General features: G+C 72.2%; 17 protein-coding genes and 1 pseudogene. 5 read left to right on the top strand and 13 right to left on the bottom strand.

The window, feature by feature from the left end; all coding sequences use genetic code 11:
* Nucleotides 1-362 (bottom strand): annotated as a pseudogene (locus D8M35_RS16900) (hypothetical protein); the annotation flags it as partial.
* Between the two features lie 111 nt (nucleotides 363-473).
* Between D8M35_RS16900 and D8M35_RS12955 the strand changes: the two are divergent.
* The gene (locus D8M35_RS12955) at nucleotides 474-905 is read left to right on the top strand and encodes a GNAT family N-acetyltransferase (protein ID WP_126892230.1); all 432 of its coding nucleotides are present in this window, start codon (nucleotides 474-476) and stop codon (nucleotides 903-905) included.
* A 73-nt stretch (nucleotides 906-978) separates the two neighbouring features.
* On the opposite strand, the gene D8M35_RS12950 is transcribed toward D8M35_RS12955, so the two are convergent.
* The 3 genes from D8M35_RS12950 to D8M35_RS12940 are packed head-to-tail and all read right to left on the bottom strand — an operon-like array spanning nucleotide 979 to nucleotide 2,501.
* On the bottom strand, nucleotides 979-1,506 hold the full coding sequence (locus D8M35_RS12950) for an Lrp/AsnC family transcriptional regulator (RefSeq protein ID WP_126892229.1): 528 nt from the start codon (nucleotides 1,504-1,506) through the stop codon (nucleotides 979-981).
* A gap of 58 nt (nucleotides 1,507-1,564) precedes the next feature.
* Entirely contained in the window at nucleotides 1,565-2,080 is a 516-nt protein-coding gene (locus tag D8M35_RS12945; protein ID WP_126892228.1) for a hypothetical protein, read from the bottom strand.
* A 31-nt stretch (nucleotides 2,081-2,111) separates the two neighbouring features.
* A complete protein-coding gene (locus tag D8M35_RS12940) occupies nucleotides 2,112-2,501 on the bottom strand; it encodes a DUF5997 family protein (RefSeq protein ID WP_126892227.1) in 390 nt (129 codons plus the stop codon).
* 33 nt (nucleotides 2,502-2,534) lie between these two features.
* On the opposite strand from D8M35_RS12940, the gene D8M35_RS12935 reads away from it, so the two are divergent.
* Together D8M35_RS12935 and D8M35_RS12930 are read left to right on the top strand one after the other, a co-directional pair.
* Nucleotides 2,535-3,323 (top strand): LysR family transcriptional regulator substrate-binding protein, encoded by a 789-nt coding sequence (locus tag D8M35_RS12935; protein ID WP_126892226.1) that lies wholly within the window; start codon nucleotides 2,535-2,537, stop codon nucleotides 3,321-3,323.
* Entirely contained in the window at nucleotides 3,320-3,790 is a 471-nt protein-coding gene (locus D8M35_RS12930) for a GNAT family N-acetyltransferase (RefSeq protein ID WP_126892225.1), read from the top strand. The genes D8M35_RS12935 and D8M35_RS12930 overlap by 4 nt, the downstream gene beginning before the upstream one ends.
* A 62-nt stretch (nucleotides 3,791-3,852) precedes the next feature.
* On the opposite strand, the gene D8M35_RS12925 is transcribed toward D8M35_RS12930, so the two are convergent.
* The 4 genes from D8M35_RS12925 to D8M35_RS12910 form a co-directional block, all read right to left on the bottom strand.
* Nucleotides 3,853-4,488 (bottom strand): DNA-3-methyladenine glycosylase I, encoded by a 636-nt coding sequence (locus D8M35_RS12925; RefSeq protein WP_126892224.1) that lies wholly within the window; start codon nucleotides 4,486-4,488, stop codon nucleotides 3,853-3,855.
* 36 nt (nucleotides 4,489-4,524) lie between these two features.
* The gene (locus D8M35_RS12920; protein WP_238638227.1) at nucleotides 4,525-4,959 is read right to left on the bottom strand and encodes a VOC family protein; all 435 of its coding nucleotides are present in this window, start codon (nucleotides 4,957-4,959) and stop codon (nucleotides 4,525-4,527) included.
* A 568-nt stretch (nucleotides 4,960-5,527) separates the two neighbouring features.
* Nucleotides 5,528-5,854: a hypothetical protein gene (locus D8M35_RS12915; RefSeq protein WP_194074877.1), complete on the bottom strand. Its 327-nt coding sequence runs from the start codon at nucleotides 5,852-5,854 to the stop codon at nucleotides 5,528-5,530.
* Between the two features lie 24 nt (nucleotides 5,855-5,878).
* Nucleotides 5,879-7,549, bottom strand: coding sequence for a sodium:solute symporter family protein (locus D8M35_RS12910; protein WP_066655354.1), 1,671 nt, complete (start codon nucleotides 7,547-7,549; stop codon nucleotides 5,879-5,881).
* A gap of 137 nt (nucleotides 7,550-7,686) precedes the next feature.
* On the opposite strand from D8M35_RS12910, the gene aroQ reads away from it, so the two are divergent.
* Nucleotides 7,687-8,166 carry a type II 3-dehydroquinate dehydratase gene (gene aroQ, locus D8M35_RS12905; RefSeq protein ID WP_126892223.1) on the top strand — a complete coding sequence of 160 codons (480 nt, stop codon included), beginning with the start codon at nucleotides 7,687-7,689 and terminating at the stop codon, nucleotides 8,164-8,166.
* Between the two features lie 220 nt (nucleotides 8,167-8,386).
* Here the strand turns inward: aroQ and D8M35_RS12900 are convergent, their stop codons facing one another.
* A complete protein-coding gene (locus tag D8M35_RS12900) occupies nucleotides 8,387-8,983 on the bottom strand; it encodes an NAD(P)H-dependent oxidoreductase (protein WP_126892222.1) in 597 nt (198 codons plus the stop codon).
* Nucleotides 8,984-9,070: 87 nt separating this feature from the next.
* Between D8M35_RS12900 and D8M35_RS12895 the strand changes: the two genes are divergently transcribed.
* Nucleotides 9,071-9,538, top strand: coding sequence for an MSMEG_6728 family protein (locus tag D8M35_RS12895; RefSeq protein WP_126892221.1), 468 nt, complete (start codon nucleotides 9,071-9,073; stop codon nucleotides 9,536-9,538).
* Nucleotides 9,539-9,777: 239 nt separating this feature from the next.
* Here D8M35_RS12895 and D8M35_RS12890 read toward each other — a convergent pair whose 3' ends face one another.
* From D8M35_RS12890 to D8M35_RS16800, 4 genes are all read right to left on the bottom strand, one after another.
* The gene (locus D8M35_RS12890; protein ID WP_126892220.1) at nucleotides 9,778-10,044 is read right to left on the bottom strand and encodes a hypothetical protein; all 267 of its coding nucleotides are present in this window, start codon (nucleotides 10,042-10,044) and stop codon (nucleotides 9,778-9,780) included.
* A 69-nt stretch (nucleotides 10,045-10,113) separates the two neighbouring features.
* Entirely contained in the window at nucleotides 10,114-11,298 is a 1,185-nt protein-coding gene (locus tag D8M35_RS12885) for a cysteine desulfurase family protein (protein WP_126892219.1), read from the bottom strand.
* A gap of 4 nt (nucleotides 11,299-11,302) precedes the next feature.
* Complete coding sequence (gene nadC, locus D8M35_RS12880) at nucleotides 11,303-12,268, bottom strand: carboxylating nicotinate-nucleotide diphosphorylase (protein WP_126892218.1); 966 nt, start codon at nucleotides 12,266-12,268, stop codon at nucleotides 11,303-11,305.
* On the bottom strand, nucleotides 12,265-12,452 hold a 188-nt coding region (locus tag D8M35_RS16800), incomplete at its 5' end, for a hypothetical protein (RefSeq protein ID WP_162604348.1). The genes nadC and D8M35_RS16800, both read right to left, overlap by 4 nt.

Below are 12,452 nucleotides of genomic sequence, written 5' to 3'. Positions count from 1 at the left end.
TGGGCGGCCGGTGCCGCGGGGGCGGCCGGCGCGGCGTGCTGCACCGGAGGCGCGGCCGGGACCGGACGCGCGGGAGCGGGCGCAGGAGCCGGAGCCGGAGCGGGCGGAGCGACGGCCGTGCGGACGGGGGCGACCGCACGGTCGACGGCCGCGCCGACACCGTCCGCGGCGCCCTGCACCGTCCCACCGACGTCCTGGACCAGCCCGCCGACCAGCCCGCGTTGCTGGGGAGCACCCTCGGCCGCTGCGGCCGGACGAGCACCGAGGAGCAGCGAGAGCAGCACGAGCGCAGCGGCGACACCGACGCCGACGACGACGGTCCGGAGCAGCGCGCGCCAGGGGTCGCGCAACGGCTGGTCCATGCGCTCACCTCCTGATCTCGGCTGCGCACGTAGAGTGGTTGACCGGCACTGTACGCCGATCGATCCCGGACCGGAACCGGTCTCGGAAGGAATTCTCAGGAAAGGCCGCACGTGGTCTCGATCTTCTCCGCCCCGACGCGCAACCTCGACATCGTGACGCTGCACGAGATCCTCCGGCTCCGGCAGGACGTCTTCGTCGTCGAGCAGGAGTGCGCCTACCCGGACATCGACGGCCGCGACCTCGAGCCGGGCACGGTGCAGTTCTGGGCCGGTCAGGGCTCGGTCGACGCCACGCTCCGACTGCTCCGCGAGGACGACGGCACCGAGCGCATCGGTCGCGTCGCCACCGCCCGGCACGCCCGGTCGCAGGGGCTCGGGGCGCAGCTCATGGAAGCGGCGATCGCGGAGTCCCGCTCGTCGTCGATCGCGATCAACGCCCAGGCGCACCTCGAGCAGTGGTACGGCCGCTTCGGGTTCGTGCGGTCCGGTGACGACTTCCTCGAGGACGCCATCCCGCACGTCCCGATGACGCGCACCCGCTAGTCGTCCTGCGGTCCGGGTCCCACACGGGCGGGACGTGGTCGATCCGGGCCGGGCGCGGGCGTCGTCGGTCGGGTCAGGCGCGCCAGCGCCGCAGTTCGTCGAACGACCGTCCCTGGTGCGCCCGGTCCGCGACGAGCCGTTCGAAGACGATGTTCGTCTGCGTCGTCGCCACCGCCGGGTCCCCGCTCAGCTCGTCGGCGACGAAGTCCCGCAGCTGCTCGGTCGAGGTGCACGCGATGTGCACCAGGAAGTCCTTGTCGCCGGCGAGGAACGAGACGTCCTGCACGACGGGCACCCGGAGCAGGCGCTTCGCGAAGTCGCGGAGCTCGTGCCGGGCCGCGGCGTGCACCCGGACGGACACCATCGCCTCGATCGCGAACCCGAGCCCGGCGACGTCGACGTCCGCCCGGTACCCGCGGATGATCCCGGCGTCCTCGAGTGCCCGCACGCGCGTGAGGCAGGTGGAGGGCGCGACCCCGACCGCAGCGGCCAACCGGTTGTTGGGGATCCGGGCATCGGCCGCGAGGGTCCAGAGGATGCGCTCGTCGACCTCGTCGAGGCGCGGCGCGGGATCGGGGCGACGGACGGTTCGGTCGGACACGCCCCGAACGTTACCGCCGGAGGGCCCCGGCGCCGGGTCGCGGCACTCCGCGCCTGCGCTACATCGCCAGGGTCATCCCGACCACGGCCACCGTCATCGCGAAGACCTCACCGCTGCGGACGGCACGACGGTCCTCACGCGCCCACTCGTACCGGAGCAGCCAGCCGCTGAACCCGCAGTAGCCGATCACCCCGGCGCCGAGCACCGCGGACAGCGCGATCCCGTGGCCGGCGTGCCCGTCGGCGAGACCGGTGGCGTGCCCCATCAGCAGCATGCCGGCCATGACGACCGAGGACAGCGCCCGGTGCACGTCCATCGGCTCCGCCCGGCGTCCGTCGGGTCGCCGGCGCCGCAGCACCGGCAGCGGCGCCAGCAGCAGCAGCGCGGTGGCGGCGAGCAGCGTCCACGACGGCCCGGCCTGCACGACGGGGAGCACCATCGCCACGAGCATCACGGCGGCGGGGACGATCACGCCGGGACGGGGCCGGTAGCGGTCCCCCACGATGCAGCACACCGACGCGAACTGCGGCACGACGAGCATCGCGTCGGCGACGGTCTCGTGCACGGCGGTCATGGCGAGCTGCGTCCGGGGTGGGTCCGGTCGGTCAGTCCTGGGCGCGGGCAGCGGCCTTGTCGGCGCGCTCCTGCTTCACGCGGGCGTTCTCGGCGTGCACCTCGGCCTGCGTCGCACGCTCGCGCACCAGCCACTCGGGCATCTCCTGCAGCAGAGCCTTGACCTCGGCGGTGGTCAGCGGCTCCTCGACCCCGGCACGCACGAGACCGGAGATCGACACGCCGAGCTTCTGCGCGACGACCGGACGAGGGTGCGGCCCGTCGCGACGGAGTTCCTCGAGCCACGCCGGCGGCTGCGTGCGGAGCTCGTCGAAGGCGGTCCGGGTGACCGGTTCCGCGCGGAACGACTCCGGGGCTGCCGCCAGCAGGATGCCGAGCTTCTTCGCAGCCGTCTCGGGCTTCATCGTCTGTTCCTGCGCCATGCGTACCAGGGTACGGCCCCTACACTCGGTTGCATGACCGCGACCCTCACCATCGCCTTCGTCCCGGGGGTCTCCCCCGCGAAGTGGGTCCGGGTCTGGCGGGAACGCTTCCCGGACGCCGAGCTCGGCCTGCTGCCGATCGGCCCGACCGAGGTCGACGAGGCACTCACCGGCGAGGCGGACATGGCCTTCGCACGGATGCCCGTCGGCGCACACCTCAACGCCATCCCGCTGTGGACCGAGACAGCCGTCGTCGCGATGCCGAAGGACGCACCCCTCGCCTCCTCCGACGTCGTGACCGAGGCCGACCTGACCGACGTGCACGTCGTCGACGCCGGCCCGGTGCCGGAGGACGTGTCCGCCGCCCTCGACCTCGTCGAGGCGAACGTCGGCGTCGTCGTGCTCCCGCAGTCACTCTTCCGCGCGGCCAGCCGGAAGGACCTGGTGGCGAAGCCGCTCGACGGCGCCGCGGGCACCCGGATCGCACTCGTGTGGCGCGATGCCGACGTGTCCGACACGACCGAGGAGTTCATCGGCGTGGTCCGTGGCCGCACCGCCAACAGTTCGCGGAACGCCGCGGACCGTTCGGGAGGCGCGACGGACGTCGACGACGGCGGCTCGCGCGGCGCACGGGACGGCTCCGGAGCCGGTCGCGGCTCCGGCAGCGGCGCCCGCTCCGGCGGTGGCAAGGCCACCGCGAAACTGGGATCTGGTGGCAAGGCGGGCGGCAAGAACGCCCGCAAGCCGCGCGGGTCGGGGCGACCGGGCACCCAGCGGCTCGGCAACGGCAAGCCGAAGCGCGGGTCCAAGGGCAACCGGTGACGGACACGCGGCTCGTCCCGATGCCGGCCACGCGCCTCCCGGCCTGGCTGGACCGCACGATGGCAGAGTACGTCGAGTCGCGGATGCGGGCCGGCGAGACCCGCGAGCAGGCCGAGGCGAACAAGCAGCGGTCGCTCGACCAGTGGTTCCCGGACGGGGCGCCCCTGGCCGACCACTTCCTCTGGGACCTGGTCGACGCAGAGGACACCGTCGTGGGCTACCTCTGGATCGGACCGTTCTCGCCGGGCAGCACCGAGTGGTGGGTCTTCGACGTCGAGGTCGAGGAACAGCACCGCCGCCGCGGCCACGCCCGTCGGGCGCTCGAGGCCGGACAGCGTGTCGCCCGCGAGCACGGCGCCACGACCATCGGCCTGAACGTCTTCGGCTACAACACCGGCGCGCAGGACCTGTACGCCTCCCTCGGCTACCGCGTCACGGCGACGCAGATGCAGCTCCCGCTCGACTGAGCAGGGTCGTCCCGGGCCCGAGACACCGTCCGGCACGGCCGCGTCGTCGGGCTCGGTCTCCGTCAGGCCCAGACGCCGGACGTGCCGCGACGGTGACTGCCGAGGAGGTGCGTGTCGACGATGCCGAGTGCCTCCATCAGGGCGTGCATCGTCGTGGGCCCAACGAACGCGAACCCGCGCTTCCGCAGGGCCTTCGACAGGGCCACGGACGCCTCGCTCGTCGTCGGGACCTCGGCGATCGTCCGCGGCGTCGGTGTCGCGTCCGGCCGGAAGGACCACACCAGGTCGGCGAGGCCGCCGTCAGCGCGCAGGGCGATCGTCGCGTTCGCGTTCGTCATCGTCGCGCGGATCTTCGCCCGGTTCCGGACGATGCCGGCGTCCCCCATCAGACGCTCGACGTCGTCGTCGCCGAAGGTCGCGACCACGTCCGGGTCGAAGTCCGCGAAGGCCGCTCGGAACGCGGGGCGCTTGGCCAGGATCGTGCGCCAGGACAGTCCGGACTGGAAGGCCTCGAGCGACAGCCGCTCGAACACCCCGCGTTCGTCGCGGACCGGCATGCCCCACTCGGTGTCGTAGTACTCGCGGAGCATCGGGTCGGTCGCGGCCCAGACCGGACGTGCGAGGCCGTCCTCGCCCGTCACCAGGCCGTCGGGGGTCGCCGTCGGGTCGTCGGGGGTCGCCGTCGAGTCGTCGCTCACCCGTCCATCCTGGCGGAACGCACCGACGGCGAGGGGTCACCGGTCGGCGTCGTCGCCCGTCATCGCGGCCTGGTCCATCCAGACGTACTCCCACCGGTGGCCGTCCGGGTCGGTGAAGCTGCGCTGGTACATGAAGCCGAGGTCCGTCTCGGGGCGGTCCTCGTTCCCGCCGCTCATGACGGCGGCGTCGACGATGCGGTGCACCTCGTCCTTCGAGGCTGCGCTCAGCGAGTTGATGACCTCGATCGTGCTCGGGTCGGCGATCGTCTTGTCCGTGAACTCACCGAACTTCGCGTGGGTGAGGAGCATCACGTACACGGTGCTGCTGACGACGATGCACGCGGCGGTCTCATCGGTGAACTCCGGGTTCACCGTGTACCCGAGCGCCTCGTAGAAGCCGACTGCCCGGTCGAGGTCGGCGACCGGCAGGTTGATGAACACCATCTGTTCCACGGTGGTTCCCTTCGTCATCACCAACCTGGCCCTGCGGTGCGCGGTCCGCAACTGTCCGGGCGCCACGGGCACTGGAATGTCGTACGCTACGGCGGGGTCGACGGGGCGAGCGGTCTCGACAGCGCAGATCCCCGGGCCCCGCGCTGGCTGCAGGTAATCCGGGGATCACTTCCGACGGAGAACACTCCGCCGACATGTCAATGCTACTGACGGCCAGCCGCGGCCGTCAACCTGTCGATGAGCCATTCCTTGCACTCGCGGACATCGCCTGCGGTGCATGCTCGCGGGTTGCTGCCGACCCGCTCCGACGACGTCCTCGTGGTTGTTCACCAGCCCAGGACAGCGCAAAACCCCGGTCCCGCGCTGGCTGCAGGAAACTCCGGGGCTCACTTCCGGCCGAGCAGCACCCGACCGACATGTCAATGTTCGGGATGTCGAACGGCACCGTCAAGCCCCATGGGCCTCCGGGGCGCCCGGTGTCCCCCAGAACGCTCGAAGCGGGAAGCGAGAACGGGCGTACCAGGTCGGATCGACCGACCAGGTACGCCCGTTTTCACCAAGTGTGCCCGCTCCCGCAGGGGCGAGCTCAGACCCGCTCGCGCCCCTCGCCCGCAGCGCGCTGGTCGGCCTCGGCCTCGGCCTGGCCGACGATGTCCTCCGCCGGCACCGGGTTCAGCCGGTCCCACAGGAAGAAGAGCAGCCCGCCGACGAGCAGCGACAGCCCGACCCACAGGTTGATGTGGATGCCGCCGGTCTTCTCGGGGTCGGTGTCCCAGTGGACGATCCCGACGATGGTGGTGATCACGCCGTAGAGCACGAACAGGCCGCCGAGGATGCGGCGCAGGTCGAGTCGGCGGGTGGAGCGGACGAGGGCCGCCTGCTCCTCGGTGAGCTTCGTGGTGTCCTCACGCATGGGAGTACTCCTTCGGGTCCGGGCCTAGAGGAACGGCAGGTAGAGGGCGACGCAGAGCACGAGCGCGACGGTGCCGAGCAGCGCGGGCGAGCGGTACCAGGCGGTGTCCGTCGCGACGGCCCCGGCGGTCATGTCGATCTTGCCGACGCCGTACACGAGGCCGCCGAGCTCCGACACGTCCTTCGGCTTCGTGGCGAGCGAGACGAGCACGCCCACGACGAGCACCGTGACGAACGAGATGATCGCGCCGTACATCGTCTCGGCGGTCGCGGTCGAGAAGAGCGACGGGTTCACCAGGTACGCGATCCAGGTGATCGTCGGCGTGACGATGCCGAGCACGTAGCCCCAGAGCGCGCCCTGGGTGGTCATCCGCTTCCAGAGCAGTCCGAGGATGAAGACGCCGAACAGCGGGGCGTTGAAGAACGAGAACAGCGTCTGCATGTAGGTCATGATGTTGCCGGCCTGCGCGGCGAGGAACGCCGTGCCGATGCCGACGACCACGCCGACGACCGTGACCCAGCGGCCGGTCTTCAGGTAGTGCAGGTCGGGCATGTTCGGCTTGATGTAGCGCTGCCAGATGTCGTACGTGAAGACGGTGTTGAACGAGGACACGTTCGCCGCCATGCCCGCCATGAACGAGGCGAGCAGACCCGTCACCGCGATGCCGAGCACACCGGTCGGCAAGTACATCTGGATGAGCTTCGGGATCGCGTCGTTGTAGGTCAGCTCCCCCGACGCGAACTGGTTGCCCACGACGGCCGCGGCGATGAGACCCGGCACGACGACGATGAACGGGATGAAGAGCTTCGGGATCGCCGCGATGAGCGGGGTCCGGCGGGCGGCCGACATGTTCTTCGCCGAGAACGCACGCTGCACCTCGGTGAAGTTCGTCGTCCAGTAGCCGAAGGAGAGCACGAAACCGAGGCCGAGCACGATGGCGAGCCAGTTCGCCCCGATCGGGTTCGTCACGTCGCCGATGCCGGTGCCCGTCCAGGCCTGCAGGTGCTGCACGCCCTGGGTCTGCTTGATCGCCTCGGTCAGGCCACCCCAGCCGCCGACGCGGTGCAGGCCGACGATCGTCAGCGGCACGAGGCCGGCGATGATCACGAAGAACTGCATGACCTCGTTGTAGATCGCGCTGCTGAGGCCGCCGAGGGTGATGTACGCGAGCACGAACGCGGCGGACACCAGGATGGCGAGCCACTCCGGCCAGCCGAGCATGGCCTCGATGACGATCGCCATCGCGTAGAGGTTGATGCCGGCGATGAGCACGTTCGACACCGCGAACGCGATCGAGTTCACCAGGTGCGGCGCCTTGCCGAAGCGGCGGAGCATGAACTCCGGCACCGACCGGACCTTGGACCCGTAGTAGAAGGGCATCATCACGAGGCCGAGGAACACCATCGCGGGCACGGCACCGATGAGGTAGTAGTGCAGCGTCGCCATGCCGATCTGCGCGCCGTTCGCCGCCATGCCGAGGATCTCGGTCGCACCGAGGTTCGCGGACACGAACGCCAGGCCGGTGATCCAGGCCGGCATCGAGCGGCCGGACAGGAAGAAGTCCATGCTCGTCCGCACCTGCTTGCGGGCGGTGAACCCGATGCCGATGACCACCGCGAAGTACACGATGATCATCAAGTAGTCGACCCAGCCCAGTTCGAGCCGGATCCCGTTGGTCGCCGCAGCGAGAACCATGCGATCTCCACATCAGTGTGTTGCAGTCGGCAACTGCGCCGACCCGACCGGGAACGTTACACCGCGATGTGACCGTTCACATAGCCGACGCATCCGTTGCCGTTGCCGCCGCCCCGTCGCTCGGTAGGCTCTCCCCCATGAGCGAGCCGGCCACCGACACCACGACACGCCCGCGGCGGATCCTCGTCCTGAACGGGCCCAACCTCGACATCCTCGGACGGCGCGACCCGGCCCAGTACGGCACGGTGACGCTCGCCGAGCTCGAGGCCATCGTGCACACCGAGGCGGCGGTCCACGAGCTCGAGGCGGACTTCCGGCAGACCAACCGCGAGGGCGAGCTCGTCGAGTGGCTGCACGAGGCGCTCGACGACTTCGTCGGGGTGGTCATCAACCCCGCCGCCTACGCGCACACTTCGGTCGCACTCCACGACGCGGTCGAGGCGCTGAGCGTCCCCGTCGTCGAGGTGCACCTGTCGAACACGTGGAAGCGCGAGCCGTTCCGGCACGTCGACCACGTCGCGACCGCGGCGACCGCGGTCATCGCCGGCGCGGGCGCCGACGGCTACCGCCTGGCGGTCGCCCACGTCGCGTCCCTGGTGGCCGACCCCACCGACTGACGGCCCGGAGGCGCGGCACCCGCCCGCCCCGCGCCTCCCGTCCGCCCCGTCCCCGTCCCGTCCGGTTCCTTCCGGTCGTTCGGTGGCACTCCGAGCGGGCGACATACGTCACGGCCGCGGCCGATGGTGACGTACGTCGCCCACTCGGTGGACGACGTGCGGCGTGTCGTGCCCGTTCGGCGGCACGTCGTACGACCGGGGGGCGGCGGGCGTGCGGCGGCTAGAAGTCGGCGGGACGCCGGACGTCGTCGGCGCCGACGGCGGCGAACCCGCCGCGAACGATCGGCAGCGCTCGCCGGACGGCCTGGTCGATGCGCAGCTCGAGGTCGACGCTCGCGATGTCGTAGCCGCCCTCGCGCTTGGTGAAGTCCCGTTCGTTGCCGAACACGCCGAGGGGCAGGGTCGTCGACTGGAAGAAGCCGAACAGCGGCCGCATCTGGTGCTCGACGAGGAGCGCGTGCCGGTCGCTGCCGCCCGTGGCGGTGAGGAGCACGGGGGTGTCGACCAGGTCGTACTGCCCGACCCAGTCGAAGAAGAGCTTGAAGGCACCGGAGTACGCCGCGCGGAACGCCGGGCTGCCGACGACGAGCACGTCCGCGGCCTCGACGGTCTCGAGTGCCCGGCGCGTCCCGGCCGACATCGCCTCACGCGAGGGTGCGGCGCCGAGGTCCGCGAGCAGGGGCCCGATCTCGACCTGTGCGGTCCGGGCGTCGGGCAGGTCCTCCGCCAGGCGCGCCACCGTCGCCGCGACCAGGGTCGAGGTGCGCGAGGGGTCCGATGGGCTGCCGCTGACGCCGACGACGAGTGCTCCGTCCATGCGGTCGATGCTCACACGTCGTCGGAGGGCCTGCCCGGGTGTGACGACTTGTGTCGCGGTCCAGCGCCCGCGGGTACCGTCCGGGTGATGCAGACGTTCCTGCCGTACGCCGACTTCCGTGCCTCGGCCGAGGTGCTCGACGACAAGCGGCTCGGCAAGCAGCGCGTCGAGACCCTGCAGGTGATGCGGGCACTGACCCTGCCGGACTACGGCTGGCAGCACCACCCCGTCGTCGCGATGTGGCGGGGGTACCGTCCGGCGCTCATGGCGTACCAGGACGCGACGTGCCGGGTGTGGCTCGAGCGAGGGCACGCGGACACCTGCCTGGAGAAGACGCTCGCCGACCTCGGCCTGGTGCCCGAGGACCTGGTGGCGTACGAGCGCGGCGAGTTCGCCGTCCCCGCGTGGAACACCGACCCGGCGGTGCACGAGTCGCACCGGTCGAAGCTCGTGCAGAAGGCACCGGAGCACTACCGACCGCTGTTCCCCGACGTGCCCGCCGACCTGGACTACGTCTGGCCGGGTGTCCCGGAGCCGCCCGCGCCGACGCACTGACCCGAGGAGCGCGACGCCACCGCGGCCCGCCGTGGACTGACAGGGGGGCTGGCGCCGGTCAGGGTCCGGCGCCACGTCCACGACGGGCGCGGTGGCCGCTCGGACACGACGACAGGGGATGTCGTGTCCGGCGCCGGACGCGGTCAGGGGACCTGCGTCCGGTCAGGAGCGCCGCGGGCCCCGGCGGGGGGACGGGGCCGCGGTGCTGGCCTCGGGTGGTTCCTCGGTGCTGTTCGGGATCAGGGTCGTTCGGTGTCCCCCCGGTACCGGTCCGTCTCGCTGGGTGCGGGCATGGCTCGACGGAGTGCCGCGGTGCCGACCGTCGGGAGCAGGGCACTCACGACGGTGGCGAGTGCCCCCACGGTCGCGATGGCGCCGAGCGGGGCGGTGCCGAGGTCGTGCTGCGCGGCGAGGGCGAGGGCCACCACGGTCGCCGGAGCCGGCAGGAGCTGCACCGCACGGAAGGGGGCCTCCTGTCGGTGCCGGGTCGTGATCGCGTTCGCCATGACCCCATCGTGTCGGACGATCACTGTCCGCAGAAGGGGGGACACCACCCCAACTATGGAGTAGAACGTCTAGTACGCCCTCCCGAGATCGCGGACGGCGGCGACCGACGCGGCGACCGCCTCCACCACCGCGGGGACGTCCGCGTCGGTCAGCCCGGCGTCGAACGTGAGCCGGAGCGCCGTGCGTGCGGTGTCCTCCGGGAGTCCGAGCGCGGTGAGGACGTGGGAGGCCTCGGTGCTCCCCGCGGCACAGGCACTGCCCGACGAGGACACGACGTCGCGCGCCTCGAGCTCGAGCAGCACGGTCTCGCCGTTGACCGCCGCCGGACCGCCGGGCACCCCCGGGAAGCAGAACGACGCGTGTCCCGGCAGCCGACGCGACCGGGTCCCCGTCGATGCGGCTCCGGTCAGCACGGCACCGGGCACCGATGCCAGCACCCCCTCGACGACGGCGTCCCTGGTCGTGGTCGCGCGGGCAGCGGCGACCTCCCGGGAGGCCTCGACGAGCGACACCGCGGTGGCGAGGGCGACGGCGCCCGCGACGTCCTCGGTGCCGGACCGCCGCCCCCGCTCCTGTCCCCCGCCGTGCAGCAGCGGCTCGAGCCGTACCCCGCCCCTGACGGCCAGGGCACCGGTGCCCTTCGGTGCGCCGAGCTTGTGCCCGGAGAACGAGATCGCGTCGACGCCGAGCAGGTCGAGGCCGAGGGGCAGCCACGGCGCGCTCTGCACGGCGTCGGTGTGGAACCGGGCGCCGACGCCGTGCGCGACCGCAGCGAGCGCCGGCAGGTCCTGCACGGTGCCGATCTCGTTGTCGGCGTGCGCCACCGAGACGAGCGTGGTGTCCGGACGGACGGCCCGCGCGAGCGCCTCGGGGGTGACCGTACCGTCGTGCTCGACCGGCACGAGCGTCACCGTGAAGCCGTGGTGCCGCTTCAGGTACCGGCAGCTCTCGAGCACCGCCTCGTGCTCGATCGCACTCGTGACGACGTGCCGCCCGCGGGGCGAGGCGAGCGCGATCCCCTTCACGGCGGTGTTCGCACCCTCGGTGCCGCCGGTGGTCAGGACGACTTCACCGGGACGGCACCCGAGGAACCGGGCGATGGTCGCGCGGGCGTCGGCGAGCCCCCGTGCGGCCGCGTCACCCACCCCGTGCGTGGAGGACGGGTTGCCGAAGACGCCCGTCAGGTACGGCCACATCGCCTCGAGCACCTCGCGGCGGACCGGCGTGGTCGCGGCGCGGTCGAGGTAGAACACCGTGTCAGCCGCCGGTCACCCGGGCGCCGTCACCCGCGAGCGCAGCGGTGACGTCGACGTCGAGCCCGAGGTCGAGCGCCCGGGCCGAGTGGGTGAGCGCCCCGACCGAGACGACGTCGACCCCGGTCCGCGCGATCGCGCCCACGGTCTCGAGCGACACCCCGCCGGAGGCCTCGACGAGCGCCCGGCCGGCGACCAGGCGCACTCCATCGACGAGCTGCTCCGGCGTGAAGTTGTCGAGCATGATCGTGTCGACCCCGGCGGACACGACGGGTTCGACCTGGTCGAGCCGGTCCACCTCGACCTCGAGGTGGACGGTGTGCCCGAGCCGACCGCGGGCATCGCGGACGGCGTCGCCGATCGAGGTGCCGCCGGCGAGCAGCACGGCCAGGTGGTTGTCCTTGGCGAGGACGGCGTCGGACAGCGAGTTCCGGTGGTTGTGCCCACCACCACAGCGCACGGCGTAGCGCTCGAGCGCGCGGAGGCCCGGCGTCGTCTTGCGGGTGTCGGTGACCCGCGTAGCGGTCCCCGCGACCGCCGCGACGTACCGCGCGGTGACGGTCGCGATGCCGGACATGCGCTGCACCAGGTTGAGCCCGACCCGTTCGGCGCGCAGGACCGAGCGGGCGGGCCCCTCCACCGTCGCCAGGACCTGCCCGGCCGCGAACGTCCGGCCGTCGGACAGGTGCAGCTCGGTCCGCACGGCGGGGTCGACGGCGTGCATCACGGCGGCGAAGACCTCGCCGCCGGACAGCACGCCGGGCTCACGGGCGGTCAGGGTCGCGGTCGCGCGGGCCTCGACGGGGATGAGCGTCTCGCTGGTGACGTCTCCCCACGGAGCGTCCTCCTCGAGCGCGGTCTCGATCACCCGGCGCAGGGCGTGCGGCGGGACGGCCCCGGGGTCGGACGGTCCGGCGGGACGGACGCCGGACACGTCGTCGGTGTCGGTGGCGGGGACGGTGGCGGTCATGCGGGGACTCCCTGCTGGGCGTGGGCGGAACGGTCGGACACGGCGGCGTGGACGGTCGGTGCGGCGTGGACGACCGGTGGGTGTCCGGCGTCGACGGCCCGGGACCACCCGACCGACACCGGCGCGGCGGGGTCGGTGTCCGGGTGGTCGGTCCGGGCGTGCGCGCCGCGGGACTCGGTGCGGA

It is taken from the genome of Curtobacterium sp. HSID17257, assembly GCF_003989515.1.
In the GTDB taxonomy this organism is placed as follows: Bacteria; Actinomycetota; Actinomycetes; order Actinomycetales; family Microbacteriaceae; genus Curtobacterium.
Note: the sequence above shows the minus strand (reverse complement) of the source record. Positions and strands in the feature narration are given on the sequence as shown.